Origin of the sequence: Candidatus Nitrotoga fabula (assembly GCF_905221025.1) — a bacterium.
Taxonomy (GTDB): Bacteria; Pseudomonadota; Gammaproteobacteria; order Burkholderiales; family Gallionellaceae; genus Nitrotoga; species Nitrotoga fabula.
Genome location: NZ_CAJNBL010000026.1, coordinates 43339 through 65536, shown reverse-complemented (window position 1 = coordinate 65536; position 22198 = coordinate 43339). Strand labels below are relative to the sequence as shown.

The following is a 22198-nucleotide window of genomic DNA, read 5'->3' as shown; positions in this document are numbered from 1 at the left end:
CACCCGCAGAAGCTGAGGTAAACTACTATCGGCAACTCGCTAAACAGGCCGCTACGGTGGCATGAACTTAAACCAAATAGCCTCCACGAAACCCGGGGCGATTCAATGAGTGTACCTACTTGCAAGCCAAGTTATTGTAAGTGGGTTTGGGTTTGCCCGCATTCGTTCGTGAAGCTGCGTTAGGTAACCCTGCAGGCTTTCTGGTGTTATGATTCATTTTTTACATTTTTGCGTTGTCTGAAATTTAACCTGAGGAGGATTATTATGGAATTTACCCTACCCGCTTTGCCTTATGCGATGGATGCGCTTGCGCCGTATATTTCCAGGGAAACCCTGGAGTACCACTATGGCAAACATCACCAAACCTATGTAACCAATCTAAATAATCTGATCAAGGGTACTGAATTTGAAAATTCTTCCCTGGAAGAGATTGTTAAAAAATCCAGTGGCGGGATTTTTAATAATGCCGCACAAGTCTGGAACCATACTTTTTACTGGAATGGTCTGAAGCCGAACGGCGGGGGGATGCCAGCCGGGGCTTTGGCAGAGGCCATCAATCAGAAATGGGGTAGCTTCGATGAGTTCAAGAAAGCATTTTCTGCCTCCTGTGTCGGCAATTTCGGCTCTGGCTGGACATGGCTGGTGAAGAAGAGTGATGGCATGCTGGACATCGTGAATACAGGCAATGCTGCAACTCCATTGTCGGGTGCAGACAAGCCATTGCTGACCTGTGATGTCTGGGAGCATGCTTATTATATTGATTACCGCAATGTACGCGCCAAGTATGTAGAAAATTTCTGGAATCTGGTGAACTGGGATTTCGTGGCGGAAAATTATTCCTGATTCTTCTAGCCTGAGGTATAAAATCCCGGTGGATACCGGGATTTTATACCGGGAGGCAATCCATCGGATTTTCGGGAAATATTCCGGTTGGTGCGCTTGAATTAGTCAGGGGTTGGGTGACCCTGGGCTGAATGCAGGGGAGCAGTGGAAGATTATGGTTTCATTGCCTTAGAAGGGGGAGGCAAACCCTGTACTTTTTCCCCGGGCTGGATTCCTTTCAGGGTGAACCAGCCTCCATTCATTTCCAGCGCGTACAGTGCCGCTTTCCGCGAGCTGTGGATGTTGAGGGTGTTTGGCTGCATTTCATCGGTATTGATAATGGAACCGTCTGCGGCTATGAATGCAATGCTTAAAGGCAGCAGTGTATTCTTCATCCAGAAGTTCAGTCTCCCCGCTTTTCCGAAGACAAACAACATGCCGCAATCAGCGCACAGGGATTTGCGGTACATCAGGCCCTGCTGAAGAGTCGGCGGGGTATCGGCGACTTCTGCATCTATAGTGTGTTCGCCAATTTTGAGCAAAATATTTTCACCCCATGCAGGCTGCATGGATATCAGACTGAATAGTAATATGGAGAAAATAAATCCCATAGGCTGATTATAATTATAAAAATCTGTTTGGCAAGAATGCAGCGTGGTTTGGTATGATCGAACCGGACACCATCATGCCAGACAACACGACGAATCATTTCTTCAGGATACGCATACCGGGTCAGCTCCTGACCGGTCTGCTGGGTCTTTGTCTGCTGTTCCTGCCCGGGTCGCTTTGGGCACTGCAAGTGACATTGAACATTGCCGATGTGGCTGCTCCGGGATTTTCAGCCAGGGGAATCAAGGCGGTATTGGCGCAAAACGGCTCGGCAGAGTTCAGTATTGCTGAATTGGGTTTTGCAGACAGAACCCTGCACGGGTTGCACCTGCATTGTGCTGAATTCCTGCTTAGCACGGAGCAAATCGGATGCCTGAACGGGAAACTGGATTCCTTACCCGGTTTGTCCGTATTTCTGAATTATAGAGTTAAACCGCAGCGCCTGGAGTTACGGCTTACCGGGAAAAAAGACGAGTCCTGGCAGTTAAACGCGGATTTACGGGCGCAACCCTGGCATGCTTCCGTACGATTGCGCAATGCCCGGATCATCCGCCTTTCAGGTTTGCTCCCGCCTGACGGCCCATTGCCTTCGCAGGGTGGTTTGAATGGCACGCTGGCGATAAAAGGCGATCAACAAGGGGTGCGGCAGTTCAATGCGGATTTGCAGCTGGACGACTGGGCAGTGTCGGATGCCAGCGGCTTGCATGCTGCAGAAAAAATCCATGGCAAGCTACAGGCTCAAGCCACCCGCACAGGGCGGATATGGGATTGGAGCGGAACGATTGACTGGCAGGATGGGGAACTGTTCTGGCAACCGTTGTATTTACGAGCGGGGCATGCCTTGCAGGCTTCTGGCAAGTGGCAGGATGGCCAAATTCAGGCAACGCAGGCCGTGGCTACCTTGCCGGATGTGGGCCAGGTTAAACTGAGCGCTCTGTGGGATATTAGCAATAGTAAGCTGCTGGATGGCCGTCTTTCCGGAAAGCAGTTATCGCTGGCAGCTGGTTTTGCCAATTATGCCAGGCCTTTTCTGGAAAATACGGCGCTGGCAAAGACAGAGCTGAAAGGGCATGCCGATCTGGAATGGCGGTACCGCAAGAATGCGACCGAGGCATTGTTGTTTAAGTTGCGCAATGTTTCGGTTGCGGATGCCGAGGGACGCTTTTCCCTGAACGGGATCAATGCGGATATCCCGTGGCATGCCCGGGCGCGTAGCGTAGCGCAAGTTTCCTTTGCAGACAGTGAACTGATGAAGTTGCCTCTGGGTGCGTCGAAGTTAAAAATCCAGATGCAAGGAAAAGATTTTGTCATGCCGGCAGCTTCCTTGCCGGTACTGGACGGGAAGCTGGAAATCACCGATTTTCATTTGCATCAGAAAGATGGCAACTGGCAATGGAATTTTTCCAATACGCTGACGCCCATTTCCATGGACAAGCTCAGTGCAGTGCTGTACTGGCCGCAGATGCATGGCACGTTGTCGGGCTATGTTCCGAGGGTGAGCTACCAGGATAAACTGATCCGGGCGGATGGTACGCTTTTATTCAGAGTATTTGATGGAACGGCAGAGGTGGACCATCTGGAACTGTACGATCCATTCGGGCGCGCTCCGCGGCTATCGGGTAATCTGGACATGCGTGATCTGGATCTGGATCTGTTAACGAACACATTTTCATTTGGCAATATTCAGGGACGCATTGACCTTTCGGTGGGCAACCTGGAACTTGTGAATTGGCGACCGGCACGTTTTGATGCCAGAGTGGCAAGCAGCCCGGGAAAGTATCGTAAGAGAATCAGCCAGAAGGCAGTGGAAAATATTACCGCCCTGGGTGGGTCCGGAGCAGGGGCAGCTCTGCAGCGCAGCTTTCTGCGTATATTCGAGAGCTTTGGTTATGAGCGTATTGGGCTAGGTTGCGAGTTGCACAATGAGATCTGCACCATGTCCGGAGTGGATGGGGAAGGCGAGATATATACCATCGTGCAGGGCGGTGGCATTCCCGCCATCACTGTGATGGGCTACAATAGAAAGGTGGATTGGACAGAGCTGCTCTCCCGGCTGGAACGGGTCATGCAGGAGAATATGCAGGCAGTGGTCAAATAAAGGAGGAATCGGATGAAAAAGAACTGGGTAGCACTACCTCTGGCAGGGGTTGTACTGAGCGCATGCGTCACCGTCAACATCTATTTTCCTGCTGCTGCAGCAGAAAAAGCGGCAGACAAAATCATTGACGAAGTCTGGCAGGGAACAAAGAGTCCGGATACGACCACGAAACCTGGTGCTCCCGCTCCTGCTGTCCCGGTTAACCAAAAGGAGAAATCGATATGAACGCCCTGATCAAATTTTGTGTTGCATGGTTGGTTTTATTTTCAGTGAATGTTGCATCGGCGCAGGTCAATATCGAAATCAATACCCCGGGAGTATCTGCATTGAAACAATCCATGCATGACCGTCATTCCCAGCTGGCCGAGTTTTATGGCAATGGGGCAGTCGGGCTGACTTCTGATGGCATGATTGCCGTGCGCGATGCCAGTGCCGTTCCGCTGGCGGCACGCCAGAAGGTGAATGGACTGGTTGCTGCGGAAAATCAGGATCGCAAGGCTTTGTATGCCGAGATTGCGCGGGCGAATGGCCATCCTGAATGGGAGGGGGATATCCGCAATACCTTCGCGCAACGCTGGATACAGCGTGCCCAGGCGGGCTGGTGGGTGCAGATCGGCGGCTCCTGGAAAAAGAAATAGAGAAAAAGGCCAGGGAAGCGGACTAACCCTCATTGCATGAGCAGAAAAGCCTGTCAGGAAATCTCTGGAAGGCATAATGTCATGCAACAGGATATGCAATCGTTGCGTTCTGGCTGCATGGGGAAAGCAGGTTTTCCCAATGTGTTTTCTGGAAATTGAGATTTCCAGTGCTTTCCCCGGAGTAAACTGGCTTATCCTGTAGATGGGGGCCCAGATTTCTACTTTTTCCCGGTATAAATCAATTCACCAGAATTCATGGCTCCTGTTCTTGTTTTTGACATTGAAACCATTCCTGATATTGCCGGCCTGCGGGTGCTGCATGGGCTGGACCGGGAAGAAGTAAGTGACCGGGATGTCGCGGAAATGGCTTTCCAGATGCGCCGCCAGAAGACCGGCGGGGATTTCCTGCAGCACCATTTGCATCGCGTGGTGGCGATTTCCTGTGCGATGCGCGAGGGTGACAGTTTTCGCGTATGGTCTCTGGGGAACCTGGAAGACGACGAGGGGACCCTGATTCAACGTTTCTTCGATGGCATTGAAAAATTCACCCCGCAACTGGTTTCCTGGAATGGCGGCGGTTTTGACTTGCCGGTTTTGCACTATCGCAGCCTGATTCACGGGGTGCAGTGTGCCCGTTACTGGGATATGGGCGAGGACGACAAGGATTTCAAATGGAATAACTATATCAGCCGGTATCATGCCCGCCACCTTGACCTGATGGATCTGCTTGCCCTGTATACTGCCCGTGCCAATGCCCCTCTGGATGAACTGGCCAGGCTGATCGGGTTTCCGGGCAAGCTGGGGATGGATGGCGGGAAGGTCTGGGAGGCTTACCAGCAGGGCAGGCTGAATGAAATCCGCAGTTATTGCGAAACCGATGTGGTGAATACCTATCTGGTGTATGCGCGTTTTCAGCTGATGCGCGGCCAGTTCACTCCAGCCCGTTACAGGCAGGAATGTGACCTTGTGCGTAGCAGCCTGGGCAAATCCTCCGAATCCCACTGGGTGGAATACCTTGCCAGCTGGCCATCCCCAGGGCAATGATTTCGCGCCGGCTGGCTGACATTGCCTACGGCAGGAATCACCATGATTCCGTTTTCTTTCGGGACCAATGGCTGGGCTGCGTGCAGCTTATGTTCTTGTTGCGGGACGGAGGAAAAAGCGGCTGAACAGATTTTTGTTCGCGAATGCGAAGAATGGCTTGCTTGTATAGCGGGAGCAATGGTTTCAGGCATCCGGGGGTGGCGGAAGCGTGGATGCCAAAATTAAATATTTTAGAGTTGCGGGCAGAATGGCAGAGAAATCAGGGAATGCAGACTGGGTGGTGATCGAGTCGCTGGATCATGAAGGCCGCGGGATCGCGCATGCGGACGGGAAGGTGATCTTTATCGAAGGCGCGCTCCCCGGGGAGCGCGTCTCGTATTCCTCCTACCGGAAAAAACCCAGTTTTGAAGTCGCTCACCTTGGTCAGCTACGCAGGCCGAGTTTCATGCGCGTAACCCCCAAGTGCCGGCATTTCGGCATTTGCGGGGGATGCTCCATGCAGCATATGGATGCCTGCGCGCAGGTTGCCGCCAAGCAGCGCATCCTGGAAGACAATCTGTGGCACATCGGCAGGGTAAAAGCGCAGACGGTTCTTTCACCGGTACACGGGCAGACGTGGGGATACCGCCAGCGTGCGCGGCTGTCCGTGCGCCATGTAGAGAAAAAGGGCAAGACCTTGGTGGGCTTCCGCGAAAAGAAGGGCCGATATGTGGCAGATCTGGAGTACTGCGAAATCCTGACGCCCAAAATCGCCCGGCTGTTGCCACTGCTGGGGGAGCTAATCCAAAGCCTTTCCATACGCGATGCATTGCCGCAAATCGAGGTGGCGGTCGGGGAGCATGTCGATGTCCTGGTGCTGCGCATTCTGCAGCCACTTTCGCTGGCAGATGAACAAGCCATCCGGAATTTTGCTGATCTTCATCACGTGCAGTTCTGGCTGCAGACAAAAGGCCCGGAAACTGCGGCGCCGTTTTATCCGCTGGATGCGCCCCCGCTGAGCTACAGTTTGCCGGAATTCGGAATTACCATGCCGTTTGCGCCAACCGAGTTTACCCAGGTAAATGCGGAAATGAACCGCGTAATGGTAAGCCGGGCAGTGCGACTGCTCGACCCGCAACGGAATGAACGGATTGCGGACTGGTTCTGCGGGCTCGGGAATTTTACCCTGCCCATAGCCAGGCGCGGAGCACAGGTTGTGGGCATCGAGGGCAGTGCCGCGCTGGTGCGGCGCGCCGGAGAGAATGCCGAGCTGAATAACCTGGCAGCCAATGCCCGGTTCAGGGAGATGAACCTGTTTGAAATCGATGAAGCGGCACTGGAGCAGTTGGGGCATTTCGATAAAATGCTCATCGACCCGCCCCGGGATGGCGCGATCGAGCTGGTCAAGGCGCTGGGCGGGGATGCACCAGAGCGTATCGTGTATGTTTCGTGCAACCCGGCCACGCTGGCGCGGGATGCGCAGGTACTGGTACATCTGAAGGGCTATGTGCTCAAGGCGGCTGGCGTGATGAACATGTTTCCGCATACTTCGCACGTCGAATCCATTGCGCTGTTTGAAAAGGCGCAGGCATAGCCCATGCCTGCCGTCGTTCCCAAAGAGCTGCGGCAGGCCGCACTGCACTGGCTGGCAGAGCCGGATCCGCTGCTGAAACCGGCAGGGGTGATCGCCCTGCGGAAAACATGGGAGCAGGGCGAAATGAGCCTGGAGACAGAGCGTCTCCTGCAAGTCCTGCAACCCATCCCCGGCCGGCCATCTCGGCCAGAACTGGTTTCGCACCTTGCCCTGCCGCGCAGATCCATGCGCACAGGGGAAGGACGCGCGGCTCTGCTGCATGCATTGGCCCACATTGAATTCAACGCGATCAATCTTGCACTGGACGCGGTCTGGCGTTTTCCGGGCATGCCGCGCGAATATTATGGAGACTGGCTAACCGTTGCAGCAGAGGAGGCCCGGCATTTTTCCCTGCTTTCTGAACATCTGGGTACCCGGGGGTATGCCTATGGAGATTTTGCCGCGCACAACGGGCTATGGGACATGGTTGAAAAAACGGCGGACGACGTGCTCGCCCGGATGGCACTGGTGCCACGCACCATGGAAGCACGCGGCCTGGATGCCTCCCCCTTGCTGCGTGCTAAGCTGGCCCAGGCTGGGGAAACTGCGGCGGCCGAAATCATCGACATCATTCTGGCAGATGAGATTGGCCATGTCAGGACAGGCAATCGCTGGTACAACTGGATCTGCGGGAAACGCGGCATCGAGCCCGTGGCGACGTATGCGTGGCTTGCGGAAGCCTACCAGGCGCCGGTCCTGCGCGGGCCATTCAATATCGAGGCAAGAAGGGCGGCAGGGTTTACGGAACCAGAGCTGGCGGCTTTGGCAGTACTCAAATGACTGCACTCGAATGATCCGCCATGAGCATGACCCATGAAAAAAGGCAGCTTACGCTGCCTTTTTTCTGGCCGGGTTCCGGGTTTTAATCGCGTTCGCCGCTGAAAGCCATCAGCAGGCTTAACAAATTGACGAACAGGTTGTAAATGTTCAGGAACAACGTCATGGTTGCCATGATGTAGTTGGTTTCGCCACCATGCACGATGCGACTGACGTCATACAGGATGTATGCGGAGAAAAGCAGCACGGCGATGGACGAGATGGTCAGCGATAAAGCCGGAATCGCAAAAAAGAGGTTCGCCAGCGAAGCCAGGACCAGCAGAATCAGGCCGATGAACAGGAATTTTCCCATGAAGCTGAAATCTTTTTTGGAAACCGTTGCGATGGTTGCCAGGCTGAAGAAAATCGCTCCGGTGCCACCGGCAGCCAGGCCAACCAGCTGGGCGCCATTGCGCAGGTGCAGCGCGTGCTGCAATATCGGTCCCAGAAATACGCCGGCGACAAAGGTAAAACCCAGTAGAATGGCAATGCCCCACGTGCTGTTTCGCAACGCAGAAACCGCAAACAGCATCCCCATCATCACTGCGAACATCAGCAACGGAGCCATGATCGGACTTTGTGCCATGAACGAGAAATTCATGGAAAGACCGACAAAAGCACCCATGATGGTAGGAATCATGGTGAGAGCAAGCATCATGTAGGTGTTGCGCAGCACCCTGTTTTGGGCCAGCCCAAGCGTACCCGGGTGCGAAATGGTTTGGTATTGCATTGGTTTCCTCCAGTGGATCGGGTTGAACAACAACCGTAAGAGTATCGAAGCACGGGAAAAGTTGCAACCTTGTGTGGTATCCGGGATGCATTTCCTGCAAAGCGACTTAAATCCGCGCCGGATTTCGGGTATCATGTATGCCCTTGCAAGATTCGGGTTGCATGCATGGTTCATGCGTAAAAGGATTCCAGTAATGGCCTGGACCAGTAGTCTTGAAGCAGTCAACAGGAAGCGTGGCCGAGCGGTTGAAGGCACCGGTCTTGAAAACTTATATTCAGGCGGCACGATAGCAGTAAAAATATAATCAAAACAACGTGTTAGTATGTTCAACCTGGCGCTGTAGCTTGCGCTATTTAGCGGATTACTAGCACATCACAGAAACGGTGGGTTGGCCGAGCGGTTGAAGGCACTAGTCTTGAAAACTAGCAAGGGGGTAACCTCTTCCAGGGTTCGAATCCCTGACCCACCGCCACATTCTCAGTACATCCGGCTTGTCACGGTTCTGAAAGCAGCTATGGGAGTTCAGTTGGACAAGCAGGCACTCATCGATGCGATAGGCCGGTCAGGCGGTAAGCAGAGCGCGCTGGACGAAGCCGATGCTCTGTGGGCGAAGCTAGATTGCTTGAAAAAAACGGGGCGATATGGATTGCTGTTGAAGCAGCTCTTCAAAGCCAACGACAAGAGCAACTTCCTCGCGCTAGTGCTTGAGGCCAACTTCGCCTATCAATTCGAGGCACAAGGTCTCGAATTGACATACGAGGTCAAGCAGTACGCACAGCACAAAAGTTCTATCGACTTTCTGCGTGAGGTATCGGGCGGTGACAAAGTCTACTTCGAGCTTCGCCTCCTACAGCAAACGCTGTCCATCACAGACTCAATCAAGGCACAGTTGCAGAAGTGTCAGATGTACCGTGTCGTTATGGGGGGACAGGGCGAACAAGATGAGGTCGTCCGCATTCAGAACACGGTGCTGAGCAAGGTTCAAGACAAGCACGGCAACCCGACTAAGTTCTTCTCGACTGCCCTCAATGCGGTAAACGTGGTCGTCGTAGATGCCACGGACAGCATCTTAGGCACAATTGACGTTCATGACTGCATGCTTGCAACCCTCGGTGACCCTAGCGTTGAAGAGGTCTATCGCAGGCAGGTCTTGGGCTTGTTCCAAGCAGACAAGGCAGAGTACCCGCAACGCGTCCACGACCTAGCGACCAAGTATGCGCACATTCGGAATACGCTTCACGGTGTGCTGTTCCTATTCAAAAAGCCTGGCACGGGCATTCTTGCCTACCAGCTTGAGCAGTATCTGATGTGGAATCCGGCGCGCATTGATGAGGCAAGAGCACATCCGATCTGCGTCGATGTCGCGAGCGCAGTACCGACTCGGCAGTAGCTGCGACAGGTTATGTGCAGCGCAGCCTATTACCTACCGTTCCGCTGCCCTGCTCGCAATGGGCTAAAGCGCAGCCAGCAGCACCGGACCTAACCGCATTTGCAGTAAGCCTTTCAGCGGTCATGATCGACTAATTCAGGGTTTGACGTTCCATGCTCGCAGGCATGTGCGCCGCTACAAGCCGTGCATAACGTTTGTCTGTAGTCTAGCAGCAGTGCTGCGGTGACCGCGGCTCTTTGTTCCACGCTGTGCTCGCGCAGTCGCACGAACGAAAACATGCACCGCCATATCAAGCCGAAATTCGTAACAACCGGATTACAGGGCGGCTTGTTGCCAGTGTCGGACAATCAGCTGCAAGCTGGCATTGCCATTGTATTCGTTGACTGCCAGGTTGAAAACCGCCTGTATGCTGGGTGGCATCGGTTCGGCACGGAAAAAGCAGATGGCGCTGTATGTGGCGTCTGAGCTGGCGAGTTGCAGTTTCAGATGTTTTTCGCCGATGATGCGCTGGCTCCTGACGGTAAAGTCTCCTTCAAATAACGGCTGGGGGAAGCCTTGCCCCCATACCTGCTGATCCAGTTTCCGGGCGGTGTTGAGGGAGAATTCCGGCGGTGCGAGTTGACCATCCGTTTCAATGATTTGTGTCAGATCAGCAGGGGAGAGCAGGCTTTGCGTAACCGCTTCGAAAGCGGCCTTGAACTCATCGAAATGTTCTTCACGCAGGCTCAGGCCTGCAGCCATCGCATGGCCACCAAATTTTTGCAGCAGGTGGGGGTGGCGTTTGGAAACCAGATCCAGCGCATCACGCAAATGCAGTGCGTGGATGCTGCGTCCGGAGCCTTTTAGTTCTCCGTCCGGTGACCGGGCAAAAACAATGACGGGACGATGGTAGAGGTCTTTGAGGCGAGAGGCGAGAATCCCGATTACCCCCTGGTGCCAGGATTCATCGAAGAGCGTGAGACTGAAGGCATCGGCTGGCGTGATGTGTTCCAGCGAGGCCAGCGCTGTCTGCTGCATTTCAGTTTCGATGTTTTTTCGCGCGTCGTTCAGCGTATTGAGCCTTGCCGCGATTTCCGCCGCTTCGGAAGCATCATCGGTAATCAGGCAGGTAATCCCCAGGCTCATGTCTTCCATTCTTCCGGCGGCATTGAGCCGTGGTCCTACGATAAACCCCAGTTCAAAAGTAGAGACGCTCGCCGGATGCTTCCCCGCTACCTGCAACAAGGCGTGGATGCCGCAGCAGGTTCGCGCGGCGCGGATGCGCAACAGCCCTTGATGTACTAGAATGCGGTTGTTGTCATCCAGCTTGACTACGTCTGCAACCGTTCCGAGCGCGACCAGGTCGAGCAGGTTGCCCAGATTGGGTTCCGCCTGATCCGTGTATGCGCCGCGAGCCCGTAATTCGGCACGCAGCGCGAGTAATACATAGAAAATGACACCCACCCCGGCCAGGTTCTTGCTTGGAAAACTGCAACCCGGCTGGTTGGGATTAACGATGCAGAGTGCATCCGGCAAAGCGTCTCCGGGCAAATGGTGATCCGTGATCAATACCTGCATGCCAAGCCGGTTGGCCTCGGCCACCCCTTCCACGCTGGAAATGCCGTTATCCACCGTAATCAGAATGTCAGGCGCATGTTGCGCAGCCAAGCGGACAATTTCCGGGGTCAATCCATAGCCGTATTCAAACCGGTTGGGGACGATGAAATCGACTTTTGCCCCCAGCATGCGCAGGCCACGCATGCCTACCGCGCATGCAGTGGCGCCATCCGCATCGTAATCCGCCACAATCAGAATCTTGCGCTGTGCGGCGATGGCATCCGCCAGAATGCTTGCCATCTGCTGCACGTTTTTTAGCTGGGTGAAGGGGAGAAGATGCTGCAGGCCGGATTGTAGCTGTGCTGGACTGTGTATGCCCCGGGCTGCGTATATTCGCGCGAGAAGCGGTTCTATGCCCATTTCTGCAAGTTGTCGCGCAGATTCGGCGGCATAAGGGCGCTGGCTTGTTTTGATCATGCAGTCTGTAATGGTGCCGGAAAAATTAAAAGAAATTCACCCGAATAGGGGTCAGAGCCCGTAGGCGAAGGTGTACCATATCATGAAAGCGTGCCGGATTGGGGACTGGTTCCGCATGCCATGGGTCTGTGCCGGCGCAGGTGGGGGTTACGGTTCCAGGTCTGCCTGCCAGGCATTGCCGTACAGTTTTTTATTGCGTGACAGAATCAGCATCTGATACATGCAAATGATCCACATGATGCCTGCGACAATGCTGTAGCCGATGCCTCCGATCAGGGTGAGCCAAGCAAACCCCGGGCTCCATTTGGTAAGCCACCATGACAGAATATCTGCGATCAGGAAGCAGAATGGGGTAAGGATGGCTGAAATTTTCAACCATCCGGGTACGCCAACGGCAAAACTGAAAATGAACCCCAGAAAAAAGAAAATAAAGCTGATCCCGAATAAATGAATATGCGATGACCGGATAAGCGCCTGGATGCTGGCGCCTTCGTTAGTTTCAGCGAGCCTTTTGACGTTGTCGAACCGGGAAAAATCTCCCATTGCAGATTCAGGACCATGACAATGTGTGCATTCCTGTTGGAAGATCTTGTTCAGTTGTTGATCCCACTCTGTTCTGGAGGATCCGTTGCGCACCCATTGAATGATCTGCATTCTGGATTCTGGCGTGCTCATGGTTTTCATGGATCCGTTAAGCTTGCTTTCCAGTTTGCTCCCGCTCCGGTTTCCGTAGTAACTGTAAATAATGTCATTCAGGGAAAGCCCCGCCTTGCCGTCTGCCTTGCCGTGGGTTTGCATGATCTGCAGGCCGGCCATGCACAGGCCAAGGCCGATGGCAAGAAGATATCCGACAAAAAGCGCTTTGACGGGCGTTGGCAAATTAGGCAGGTTGAACCACGCCTGATCAAAATGGGTTGTGTTCATTTAAAGCCCCTCTTTTGATGCCTGGACAGGGAAAAAATGCTTCCTGAATTCTGGATGGGCAAGCCGGTTTTTCCCGATGGTTGTTTCCTATGGATGACATGCCGGGATATGCTGACTGGCCAAGGGTTTTTCAAAATGATTGTACAACAGCTTTTATTTCCGGGCAGGATTTGTTATGCCCGGAATATTGGAATGCAGGGTGCACCGGGTGAATGCGGAGTGACGGGATTAAAATTGTATTATTTTTTAAAGTATATATGGATCATTCCAATTGATTTGTCGGATTGAATGGATGGCTGTTCGTTCAATGGTGAAGAACCCGGCGTACCCTGAAAACCGTGTGGGTGTGGTCATCAGAAATTGGCAGGGAAGACGTGGTGGGCGATTTGCGGTGAATCAGGATCTGCCAGTGCAGAAACGGGTTCCCGGTTTTAAATGTTCGTAGATCTCATATTGAGTCGGGTTCATTCCAAGCGCGCTGTAGGCATTTTTGGCCAGCAGGTTGTTTTTTTCCACATACAGACGAAAACCGCAAATATCCGGATTGTTACTGGCGGATTCCTGGATGAATTGATAAAGTCGGGTGTAGATGCCTTTGCGGCGTTCGTCCGGAAGCACATAAACGCTTTGAATCCACCAGAACATACGGTTTCTCCAGTCGCTCCACTCCGTGGTGATCATGAGTGATCCGACAATTTGTTTGCTGCATTCGGCAACTACATAAAAACCGAGTTCCGGGCTGGTGAAAAGTCTTTCCACCCCCTTCGAGATCACTTCGGGTAGCAGTTCTTTTTGTTCTGTTTCCAGCGCCATGGCCCGATTGAAATGAATAAGAACAGGCGCATCCTGTTTTTCCGCAAAACGGATGGTTATTTTGGTAGGCATGCTGCGGCAGGTTCCATTTTTAAAATTTCATTCCGGCCAAAAAGTATTTCAGGTACAGGCCGGAATGATGGAGGGATTGTCCTGGAATGCATCTGGATTTGTGGTAAGGATGCAGTTCAATTCTGGGATTTTTGCCGTTCCATTTCAGCCAGGGAACGCAAGCTCTCCAGTACCTGTTTCAGGACGACAGAATCGCTATCGCGCGGGAAAACCATATATGCAGGCAATTTGAACAACGGGCTGTCCGGTACCAGGAATAGTTTTTTTTCCTGGATCATGGGTTCGGCTATGCGCATGGGCAGGAAACATGAACCACCGTTGCTGATAATTAACTGGACTCCCAGCCAGCCGATATTTACGACCTGGGGTGGGCGATCCATTTCAGGAAAATACTTGTTATGCATTTCGTAGAATGAAGGCCCCCAGTCTACATAGATGTAATCCTCATTGGGCCAGGCTTTGTTTTTATCGGTAGTCACCAGCACCAGGGTTTCATCAAACAAATATTCAATCTGCAGGCCGGGGCTTTGCTGCGGGGTGTACATCATGCTTACGTCCATCCTGCCTTCAATCAGCCCCCGGATCAAGTCTTCTTCAAAACCGATTTCGCTACGAATGGAAATATCCGGTACCAGAACGCGCATCGCGCCAACCCAGCGGGGCAACAGCTCTTCCCACAATGCGATTCGGGCGCCAACGGTGATGCTGGCGTGGAACCGGCTGGGCAGCCGGATATCATGGCGCGCCTGTTCAAGCGTTAATAAAAGAGATTTTGCATGGCGGAAAAAACGTTGTCCGGCGAGCGTGAGCGTGGCTCCGGAGCGATTGCGCACAAACAGGGTTACGCCAAAATAGTCTTCCAGCCGCTGAATACGCGTACTGACAGTGGATTGGGTTACATGCAGCCTGTTGGCTGCTTCAAGAAAGCTGCCATTGGCAACCACCCCCAGGAAAGTCCTGATTTGATCAATGTCCATAAAACAAGTATCGGATAAATCGATATTAATGTCCAATAAAAATCGTTTGTCTTTGGTTCAGATAACAATTTATATTCGCAACCACTGTAATTCACTTTTTGTCGGGAAAATGGCTAATGCATTCAAATAATTCAATTTTTAATGAGCAGGAAGTGTTAAAGGAATTGAAACATTATTTACCCAGTCAGGCTCCCCTCAAGGATTTTGTTCACCATAATACATTGCATGCATTTCAGGATCAGAAATTTTACGATGGAATTCGCAGTGCATCCAAGATTTTTGGTTATTTTGTTTCCCTCCAGCTGGAAGATTACAGGGCACTATATATTTCCAAGCGTATCCGGGAAAACATCCTTAAAAGGATTATTGCCGAGAGAAAGGGGGTGGAGCATTTAAATGAGTGGATGAAAAAGGCAATCGGTAAGAAATATGATACTTCCGTATCGCCCAGAATCGGTCTTTTAAGATCTGTCTGGGAAAGAAAATACCATTTGAATCTGGATTCGCTGGTTCATCCTTATCTTTTCAGAATTTTATGCAGTTACCTGGATCAGGGAATTTCGATATGGTCTTTCCCCGTCGGGCATGAGGGATTTCTTGCATCCGTAAAAGAGATTGAAAAAAACAGCTTTACAAGCTTTTTCAAGGGGAAGCGGGCCAGGAACCTGCTGTTGGGTGGAAACTGCAAAGTTGAAGATTTGCTGAAGATCGTGGTTGGAGACGAAGCTCTGTATAAGCAATATTTGTTTGACCAGCAGTTTGCTCACCAGGGTTGGTCAGGCATGGTTTCGACGATTGAGGATCATCCACAGTCTCTGCTGAATCAGAAAAAAATTTCTATTCATGACTTGATTGTTCTGGAACTCTTGCTGGAGATTGACACTCTGGATTCCCAGTTCGGGCAGAAATGGCTGCCCGTTGGAAGTAAATTAAAAGGCAGGCCTGACGGTCTCTTTGACGAGGTTCCGCAAACAGAACTGGATGAGGTCCTCTCTATTTGGCAGGACGCTTTTGAATGGTCCTATTACGATCAAGTGCTGGCAGCGATTCAGTTGCAGGGGGAGATTGACCCCGTTCCCCCATTCCATAAAAGCTTTCAGGTCGTCACCTGTATAGACGATCGTGAACTGTCTTTCCGCCGTTATCTGGAACGAATTGACCCTGAGTGCGAGACGTTTGCCACGCCGGGGTTTTTTGGGGTTGAATTTTTCTTTCAGCCCGAGCACGGGAAATTTTATACAAAATGCTGCCCCGCTCCAGTTACACCCAATTATTTGATCAAAGAGACAGGAAGCAGAAGAAAGCAAAATAAAGAGGCCTATTTTTCAAAGTTGTCGCATTCTCTTTTTCGGGGGTGGTTTATCACCCAGACACTCGGGTTGTTGTCCGGGTTCAAGCTGGCGTTGAACGTATTCAGGCCTTCAGCCATGCCTGCCATGGCCTCGTCCAGTGCGCATATGGACAAAACATCCAGGCTGACCATTGAAAACAAGAATCTCAATCACAGGGAACGCAATCTTCAAATCGGATTTACGATTGAAGAAATGGTTCAACGAGTCGATGCGATATTAAAAAGCATCGGGTTGGTAAAAGATTTTGCATCTATTGTGTATATCGTCGGGCATGGTGCAACCAGTATCAATAACCCTCACTATTGCGCTTATGACTGTGGAGCGTGCGGCGGCCGGCCCGGTTCAGTCAATGCAAAAGTATTCTGTTTCATGGCAAATCATCCTTTGGTCCGGGAGGAGCTGGGCAGGAGAGGACTGGTTATCCCGGAGGAGACGCAGTTTCTTGCCTGCCTTCATGATACGACGCGTGATGAAATCACGTATTTTGATGAAAATTTTCTTTCTCCGGTAAATTCGGCAAATCATCAGAAAAACAAACCAGTATTCATACAGGCACTGGATTTTAATGCAAAAGAGAGATCCAGAAGACTGGTATCGATCGATACGACCTTGAGCGCCGAGAAGATTCATAAGGAAATTCTCAGAAGATCCGTTTCCCTGTTTGAACCCAGGCAGGAGCTGAATCATTCAACCAATGCAATCTGTTTTGTAGGCAGGCGCGATTTATCGAAGAATATTTATCTGGACAGGCGATCGTCCATGAATTCCTACGATTATCAGCTGGATCCGGATGGAAAATATCTGGCGAATGTGATGAAACCGATCGCTCCGGTTATGGGCGGGATCAATCTGGAGTATTTCTTTTCGCGAGTTGATAACTACAGACTCGGAGCAGGTACCAAGCTTCCCCACAATGTGATGGGGCTGATCGGGGTCGCCAATGGGAGCGATGGAGACCTGAGGCCGGGCCTGCCAAGCCAGATGATTGAAGTGCATGATCCGGTGCGTCTTCTGGTCATTGTTGAACAACTTCCTGAAATTGTTCTGGGTGCGATCAGTCAGCAAGCTGCGACTTATGAATTTTATATCCACGAGTGGGTCCGGCTGGTTGCAGTTCATCCCGAGACGCGTGAGTTATCAGTATTCAGGGATGGTCGTTTTACCCTATACCGGCCTTTGACCCGATCCCTGGATTCGATATCGGATGTGGTTAGCCTGATAGAGACTGTGAAAGCCGCAGAATCGATCCAGATCGTGGAAGCCACCAAAGAAAATCTGCCTGTCTACCTGATGCATTAGCATAAAAAAATGATTCCTTACCTTACTTCAATGCTGCAATTCTTTATATTGATTCCTTTGGCAGGGTTTCTGTTAAGTCTGTGTATTCCGGAAAAAATGGAGAATGCCGTTTCACGGACAGTTTTTTGCACGATTGGCAGCCATTTACTGATTGTTCTGGTTTTTTTGGCCATATGGTTGTCCCATGGTCATCCAGTGCTGGAGAAAACCGGCATCGTTCTGTTTAATACAAAAGATTACCAGTTTCTGGTTTCATTTTACTTTGACCGGATCAGCGCGGTATATCTGTTTGTGGGTGCAGTCCTGACATTCCTGATCGCGCAATATTGCCGCTGGTATCTTCACCGTGAAAGTGGTTACAAGCGTTTCTTTAACATCATCCTCTTCTTTTATGTTGGTTATAACATCATTATATTTTCAGGGAACTTTGAAACCCTTTTCGTCGGATGGGAAATACTGGGCCTCTCTTCCTTCCTGCTGATCGGGTTTTACCGGGACAGATATTTACCTGTCAAGAATGCGCTCAAGGTTTTCACGGTATTTCGCATAGCGGACATGAGTTTGCTTATCGTGATGTGGATGAATCATTATCTGTGGCACAAAAATATTACTTTTACAGAGCTGGCGGATAAACAGTTTATTAGTGAGCATCTTCAGAACCATCCGCTTTTTGGAGTGTTGATTTCACTGTTGATACTGCTTGCGGCTGCGGTGAAATCAGGTCAGCTTCCCTTTTCTTCATGGGTGCCGAGAGCAATGGAAGGACCCACGCCATCCAGTGCAATTTTTTATGGCTCACTTTCCGTCCATTTGGGTGTGTTTCTTTTATTAAGGACGTATCCATTCTGGGAAAATATTTCTTCAATGGTAACGACGGTGGTAATCGTAGGGCTGCTTACCAGTATCGTGGCAACAGGGATTGCCCGGGTCCAGTCTTCCATTAAAACGCAAATCGCCTATGCTTCGATTGCGCAAATCGGGATTATTTTCATTGAAATTGCTTTGGGCTACCACGCGCTTGCGCTGATTCATTTTGCTGGAAACGCTTTTTTAAGGACCTATCAGCTGCTGGTTTCCCCTTCTGCTGTCAGTTACATGATCCGAGAACAGTTTTTCAATTTTGTTCCGCTTCACTATGTCGATAAAAAATCGGTATTCAAGAAGCTCGAGTACTCGATCTATTTGTTATGTCTGAAAGAATTTCATCTGGATAATTTCGTCTACCGTTTTTTCTGGAATCCCCTTAAGTGGTGTGGAAGAAAGCTGAATGTATTATCGGGGAAAAGCGTTATTGTCCTGTCAGCCGTGATTTTTTCGGTTGGTCTGATGTGTCTTTTCAATCAGAGCCTGATTCATCCGGAAATATGCAAATATCTGCCCGTATTGTTCGCATTTGCAGGCTTGGCAATGCTGTTGAAATCTTTTTCAGAAAGAAAGGATGTTCTCTTAAGCTGGGTTCTGGTCATTGTGATGCATCTCTATAGAACCCTTGCCATCTCGCTGAACGGGGATATCAATACCAATGAAATTATCCTTTATCTCAGCGGAGTAATCATTTCGGGTGTGCTGGGCTATGCCTGCCTGAATGAACTTAAATCTCGTGAACAGGATATAAGTTTGAGTCGCTTTCAGGGGCATTCCTACGAATATCCGAAATTGGCATTTATTTTCATGCTGGCTTGTCTGGGTCTTATGGCGTTCCCGATGACCCCAACGTTTATTGGGGTGGAATTGATATTGACCCATATTCATAAGGATCAGGCCAGTCTGATTATCTTCACTGCTTTAAGTTATGTCATGTCTGGGATTTCATTGATCAGGATATACGCCAGAATTTTCCTGGGGCCTCATGTGAAGACGTATCACGCAACCCCGAATAAATCTGCCTAATGGGCAATGAACAATCGTTGAAGTGGACGGTTAAGAAATTTCTGTGGATTAAACGTTGTGTAGAAAATTGATTTATATAACAAATTAAGAATTATCGGTAGCTGGGCTTCAGATGCATGGACGGACAACCCGGATTTTCTATCGGCGCTTGATTATCCGGCCGTCTGAGTATGGGTTACCGATGATGATTTTTAATCATGACAACCAGGTTTTTATAAAACAGGAAATTTTCTGTCCATTCGATAGGAGCGTCAAATTATGAGTGTCAGTCAATCATTTATACCCAAAGACGGTATTGCCGGATTAAAAGAAAATTTTCGATCCGATTTTATAGCAGGCTTCCTTGTGTTCCTACTGGCCTTGCCACTCAGTCTGGGTATTGCAAAGGCCAGCGAATTTCCGCCTGCGATGGGGGTGTTAACCGCCATGATTGGCGGGATTTTTGTCAGTTTTTTTGCCGGGTCGCGATTGACCATTAAAGGCCCTGCGGCTGGTCTGATAACAATCTGTGCCGGCTGTGTGACTGAATTGGGTGGGGGAATAGAAGGATGGCACCTGGCTTTGGGTGCAATTGTAGTGGCTTCTTGGATTCAAATTGTTCTGGGGTTTCTGAAAGCAGGCTCGCTGAGTGATTTTATTCCGCACTCAGCCGTGCATGGAATGCTGGCTGCAATCGGGATCATTATTTTCTCCAAGCAAATCCATATTTTGCTGGGTATTGATCCTGCCACACTAAAAGGGCTGGATCCGGTGGGTCTTTTAGGGCGTATTCCGGATTCTGTCATGCAGGCCAACCAGCCGGTTGCACTGATTGGTATGGCTAGTTTGATCATTTTGTTCAGCATGCCAAAAATAAGAAGCGATCTTCTGAAGAAAATTCCGGCGCCAATGCTTGTATTGCTGCTGGCAATTCCGGCGTCACTGATCATGGACTTTAAGACAACTCAACCGGGACATATACTGGTTCATATCGGTGATTTCTGGAGTTCAATAGGATATAACGCAGATTTTTCCGCAATTAACAGCTTTGTTTTCTGGAAGTATGTGTTCATGTTCCTGGTGGTTGGCAGTCTGGAGTCGATACTAACGGTAAAGGCCATAGATGGTTTGGATCCATGGAAACGCCAGTCGGATTTCAATAAGGATTTAACTGCGGTAGGCGCAGGAAATGCAATTTCTGGATTGCTGGGCGGGCTTCCGATGATAGCCGAGGTAGCGCGTAGCACAGCCAATACCCGTTTTGGGGGTCGAACTGCCTGGGCTAATTTCTTTCATGGTTTCTTTTTGCTGCTCGCAATGCTTTTGATTATCCCCGTGATTGAAATGATCCCGAATGCTGCACTGGCTGCCATGTTGATATTTGTCGGTTATGTCCTTGCATCTCCTTCCTTGTTTTATAAAACTTATAAAATCGGTAGTGAGCAACTGGTAATTTTTCTGGTTACGATTGCTGCAACGATCGCTACGGACTTGTTGATCGGAGTGGCTTCAGGCATTCTTGTTAAATTTTTCTTCCATTTAGTAAACGGAGCCTCCCTGCGCGGCATGTTCAAGGCACGGTATGCATTAAAAGAAAATAATGATGGATATAAATTATCTATCCAAGATGCTGCGATTTTTTCCAATCTGATGGGTTTTAAAAAGGCATTTAACCAATTCAAATCCGGGAAAAAAGTGGAACTGGATTTTTCCAGGGCCAGGCTGGTTGATCATTCTTTCATGGAGTTTCTCAAGCATTTTGAAGAGGAGTATGCTCATTCAGGCGGTACAGTGATCATAAATGGCTTTGATAAATTCCAGCCTTTTTCCAATCATCCGCTGGCAGGGCGTAAAATAAGCAAGGAATATAAACCCTTTATAGAGGATTCTGTTTCGGTTGTCCGCGGCCCTTTAATAGTAAATGGTTTCGGACGCGCTCAGTTGATGGTTTTGTTTGGGATGCTGTGTACCTTACCGTTGCTGATCGTCGGGATGAGTAAAGCGGATCAGGAAATTGTTCAGCAGGATTCGGCAATTCCACTTGAACAGGTAGCGCATATTGAAGTGTTATTACTGGAAAACCGCCTTGCCCTTGCTGCAACATTGGTTACTCCAACGCCCGAAATTATCAGCCATAATGTGTCTCAGGTTGAAGAGAATATTATGGAGATAGAGAAAACTTGGAATGCGTATCTCGCAAACCATCTTACGCCTGCTGAAAGAAATCTTGCTGAAAAATTTGCTTATAACCGGAATCGTTTTGTCAACGAGGGTCTGAAGCCAGCATTAGCCGCGTTGCGAATGGAGGATGTTAAAGAGGCGAACAGCATAGTTGTGAAAAAAGTTCGGCCGCTATACCAGCCTGTTGGGGAAGATATTCATGCGCTTGTGAAATTGCAGCAGGCGGATTTCATGAAGCATCATCAAAAAAGCAAATCGTGATCCAGTAGTACATAAATTCAGAAAATTATTAAGTTCTGGGTTTTTCAAAACCCCGGGTTAATCCAAATAAGCATATTGCTTTCAGGCATACTGCAAATTTTGGAAAAATACCCGGAAGTTGTAGATTTCTGCAAACCGATTCTGAATGAAATCATTATGACACTTTGATATTTACAGAAGTGTTGCTTGATGTCGGCATGCTTCAAAATGATTTTCGGGTTATTTTGATTGACAACAAATAGTTGTCTTGCGTGCCGTATTCTTTTAAAGAGTTTCCCGTTTTTGCTTGGGTAGTCTGGTTTGCTGCTTTATATATTCTTTGCCAGGGCTGTTGTTTGATGGATCGAATAGTTATGTGGTGCATGTATTTTAAGGGGTTTACAAGCTATAGGGATGCTGAGGTAAGAAATGTGGTTTTTAAAATTTACTGGATGCAATAAAATTGTTACCGCATTCGATCAGAAATTAGTGTGGTTTTTTGAGGTGTACATCTCGGCATTCTAAAAATTTTTTGTCATGCTTGAATGTATAACCTATTGATATTAATATATAATCATTAAGAAATAGCAATTTCTGGCAAGGTTGAATTGATAGAATAACGTTAAAGTGCAGTCGCTACCCAGGGTACTTTTGTAGAAGAATATTTGTTAATATGCTCTCTAGAGAGACTTGAAATTT

Annotated in this window: 19 protein-coding genes and 1 tRNA gene; 13 read left to right on the top strand and 7 right to left on the bottom strand. The window is 49.9% G+C overall.

What is annotated here, in order from left to right:
- The first annotated feature begins 264 nt into the window (after positions 1-264).
- Complete coding sequence (locus KJA68_RS06875; protein ID WP_213036204.1) at positions 265-843, top strand: superoxide dismutase; 579 nt, start codon at positions 265-267, stop codon at positions 841-843.
- Positions 844-995: 152 nt separating this feature from the next.
- On the opposite strand, the gene KJA68_RS06870 is transcribed toward KJA68_RS06875, so the two are convergent.
- Complete coding sequence (locus tag KJA68_RS06870) at positions 996-1433, bottom strand: DUF192 domain-containing protein (protein WP_246487098.1); 438 nt, start codon at positions 1431-1433, stop codon at positions 996-998.
- 53 nt (positions 1434-1486) lie between these two features.
- Here KJA68_RS06870 and KJA68_RS06865 point away from each other — a divergent pair, with 53 nt between their 5' ends.
- The 6 genes from KJA68_RS06865 (at position 1487) to KJA68_RS06840 (ending at position 7603) form a co-directional block, all read left to right on the top strand.
- Positions 1487-3529 (top strand): AsmA family protein, encoded by a 2043-nt coding sequence (locus tag KJA68_RS06865; protein ID WP_213036203.1) that lies wholly within the window; start codon positions 1487-1489, stop codon positions 3527-3529.
- A 12-nt stretch (positions 3530-3541) separates the two neighbouring features.
- Entirely contained in the window at positions 3542-3754 is a 213-nt protein-coding gene (locus tag KJA68_RS06860; protein WP_213036202.1) for a hypothetical protein, read from the top strand.
- On the top strand, positions 3751-4167 hold the full coding sequence (locus KJA68_RS06855; protein WP_213036201.1) for a YdbL family probable chaperone protein: 417 nt from the start codon (positions 3751-3753) through the stop codon (positions 4165-4167). The genes KJA68_RS06860 and KJA68_RS06855 overlap by 4 nt, the downstream gene beginning before the upstream one ends.
- A gap of 255 nt (positions 4168-4422) precedes the next feature.
- A complete protein-coding gene (locus KJA68_RS06850) occupies positions 4423-5211 on the top strand; it encodes a 3'-5' exonuclease (protein WP_213036200.1) in 789 nt (262 codons plus the stop codon).
- A gap of 247 nt (positions 5212-5458) precedes the next feature.
- Complete coding sequence (gene rlmD / locus KJA68_RS06845) at positions 5459-6784, top strand: 23S rRNA (uracil(1939)-C(5))-methyltransferase RlmD (RefSeq protein WP_213036199.1); 1326 nt, start codon at positions 5459-5461, stop codon at positions 6782-6784.
- A gap of 3 nt (positions 6785-6787) precedes the next feature.
- Complete coding sequence (locus KJA68_RS06840) at positions 6788-7603, top strand: ferritin-like domain-containing protein (RefSeq protein ID WP_213036198.1); 816 nt, start codon at positions 6788-6790, stop codon at positions 7601-7603.
- A gap of 82 nt (positions 7604-7685) precedes the next feature.
- On the opposite strand, the gene KJA68_RS06835 is transcribed toward KJA68_RS06840, so the two are convergent.
- Positions 7686-8369, bottom strand: coding sequence for a Bax inhibitor-1/YccA family protein (locus tag KJA68_RS06835; RefSeq protein WP_213036197.1), 684 nt, complete (start codon positions 8367-8369; stop codon positions 7686-7688).
- 22 nt (positions 8370-8391) lie between these two features.
- Between KJA68_RS06835 and KJA68_RS06830 the strand changes: the two genes are divergently transcribed.
- The 3 genes from KJA68_RS06830 (at position 8392) to KJA68_RS06820 (ending at position 9759) form a co-directional block, all read left to right on the top strand.
- Positions 8392-8673 (top strand): hypothetical protein, encoded by a 282-nt coding sequence (locus tag KJA68_RS06830; RefSeq protein ID WP_213036196.1) that lies wholly within the window; start codon positions 8392-8394, stop codon positions 8671-8673.
- Between the two features lie 78 nt (positions 8674-8751).
- Positions 8752-8841 (top strand) — tRNA-Ser (locus KJA68_RS06825).
- 54 nt (positions 8842-8895) lie between these two features.
- A complete protein-coding gene (locus KJA68_RS06820; RefSeq protein WP_213036195.1) occupies positions 8896-9759 on the top strand; it encodes a hypothetical protein in 864 nt (287 codons plus the stop codon).
- A 113-nt stretch (positions 9760-9872) separates the two neighbouring features.
- Here KJA68_RS06820 and KJA68_RS06815 read toward each other — a convergent pair whose 3' ends face one another.
- The 5 genes from KJA68_RS06815 to KJA68_RS06795 all read right to left on the bottom strand — a co-directional run bounded on the left by KJA68_RS06815 (position 9873) and on the right by KJA68_RS06795 (position 14558).
- Entirely contained in the window at positions 9873-10037 is a 165-nt protein-coding gene (locus KJA68_RS06815) for a hypothetical protein (RefSeq protein ID WP_213036194.1), read from the bottom strand.
- A gap of 37 nt (positions 10038-10074) precedes the next feature.
- A complete protein-coding gene (recJ, locus tag KJA68_RS06810; protein WP_213036193.1) occupies positions 10075-11772 on the bottom strand; it encodes a single-stranded-DNA-specific exonuclease RecJ in 1698 nt (565 codons plus the stop codon).
- Between the two features lie 147 nt (positions 11773-11919).
- The gene (locus KJA68_RS06805; RefSeq protein WP_213036192.1) at positions 11920-12696 is read right to left on the bottom strand and encodes an elongation factor-1 alpha; all 777 of its coding nucleotides are present in this window, start codon (positions 12694-12696) and stop codon (positions 11920-11922) included.
- Positions 12697-13092: 396 nt separating this feature from the next.
- Positions 13093-13581 (bottom strand): GNAT family N-acetyltransferase, encoded by a 489-nt coding sequence (locus KJA68_RS06800; RefSeq protein ID WP_213036191.1) that lies wholly within the window; start codon positions 13579-13581, stop codon positions 13093-13095.
- 116 nt (positions 13582-13697) lie between these two features.
- Positions 13698-14558: a LysR family transcriptional regulator gene (locus tag KJA68_RS06795; protein WP_213036190.1), complete on the bottom strand. Its 861-nt coding sequence runs from the start codon at positions 14556-14558 to the stop codon at positions 13698-13700.
- Positions 14559-14674: 116 nt separating this feature from the next.
- On the opposite strand from KJA68_RS06795, the gene KJA68_RS06790 reads away from it, so the two are divergent.
- The 3 genes from KJA68_RS06790 to KJA68_RS06780 all read left to right on the top strand — a co-directional run bounded on the left by KJA68_RS06790 (position 14675) and on the right by KJA68_RS06780 (position 21520).
- Positions 14675-17209 carry a YbcC family protein gene (locus tag KJA68_RS06790; RefSeq protein ID WP_213036189.1) on the top strand — a complete coding sequence of 845 codons (2535 nt, stop codon included), beginning with the start codon at positions 14675-14677 and terminating at the stop codon, positions 17207-17209.
- A 9-nt stretch (positions 17210-17218) separates the two neighbouring features.
- On the top strand, positions 17219-19099 hold the full coding sequence (locus tag KJA68_RS06785; RefSeq protein WP_213036188.1) for a proton-conducting transporter transmembrane domain-containing protein: 1881 nt from the start codon (positions 17219-17221) through the stop codon (positions 19097-19099).
- A 258-nt stretch (positions 19100-19357) separates the two neighbouring features.
- Positions 19358-21520: a SulP family inorganic anion transporter gene (locus KJA68_RS06780; protein WP_213036187.1), complete on the top strand. Its 2163-nt coding sequence runs from the start codon at positions 19358-19360 to the stop codon at positions 21518-21520.
- Positions 21521-22198 lie beyond the last annotated feature (678 nt).

Coding starts and splice junctions, on each gene's coding strand:
- KJA68_RS06875 (WP_213036204.1), top strand. CDS start 265: ATGGAATTTACCCTACCCGCTTTGCCTTATGCGATGGATGCGCTTGCG.
- KJA68_RS06870 (WP_246487098.1), bottom strand. CDS start 1,433: ATGGGATTTATTTTCTCCATATTACTATTCAGTCTGATATCCATGCAG.
- KJA68_RS06865 (WP_213036203.1), top strand. CDS start 1,487: ATGATCGAACCGGACACCATCATGCCAGACAACACGACGAATCATTTC.
- KJA68_RS06860 (WP_213036202.1), top strand. CDS start 3,542: ATGAAAAAGAACTGGGTAGCACTACCTCTGGCAGGGGTTGTACTGAGC.
- KJA68_RS06855 (WP_213036201.1), top strand. CDS start 3,751: ATGAACGCCCTGATCAAATTTTGTGTTGCATGGTTGGTTTTATTTTCA.
- KJA68_RS06850 (WP_213036200.1), top strand. CDS start 4,423: ATGGCTCCTGTTCTTGTTTTTGACATTGAAACCATTCCTGATATTGCC.
- rlmD (WP_213036199.1), top strand. CDS start 5,459: ATGGCAGAGAAATCAGGGAATGCAGACTGGGTGGTGATCGAGTCGCTG.
- KJA68_RS06840 (WP_213036198.1), top strand. CDS start 6,788: ATGCCTGCCGTCGTTCCCAAAGAGCTGCGGCAGGCCGCACTGCACTGG.
- KJA68_RS06835 (WP_213036197.1), bottom strand. CDS start 8,369: ATGCAATACCAAACCATTTCGCACCCGGGTACGCTTGGGCTGGCCCAA.
- KJA68_RS06815 (WP_213036194.1), bottom strand. CDS start 10,037: ATGTTTTCGTTCGTGCGACTGCGCGAGCACAGCGTGGAACAAAGAGCC.
- recJ (WP_213036193.1), bottom strand. CDS start 11,772: ATGATCAAAACAAGCCAGCGCCCTTATGCCGCCGAATCTGCGCGACAA.
- KJA68_RS06805 (WP_213036192.1), bottom strand. CDS start 12,696: ATGAACACAACCCATTTTGATCAGGCGTGGTTCAACCTGCCTAATTTG.
- KJA68_RS06800 (WP_213036191.1), bottom strand. CDS start 13,581: ATGCCTACCAAAATAACCATCCGTTTTGCGGAAAAACAGGATGCGCCT.
- KJA68_RS06795 (WP_213036190.1), bottom strand. CDS start 14,558: ATGGACATTGATCAAATCAGGACTTTCCTGGGGGTGGTTGCCAATGGC.
- KJA68_RS06790 (WP_213036189.1), top strand. CDS start 14,675: ATGCATTCAAATAATTCAATTTTTAATGAGCAGGAAGTGTTAAAGGAA.
- KJA68_RS06785 (WP_213036188.1), top strand. CDS start 17,219: ATGATTCCTTACCTTACTTCAATGCTGCAATTCTTTATATTGATTCCT.
- KJA68_RS06780 (WP_213036187.1), top strand. CDS start 19,358: ATGAGTGTCAGTCAATCATTTATACCCAAAGACGGTATTGCCGGATTA.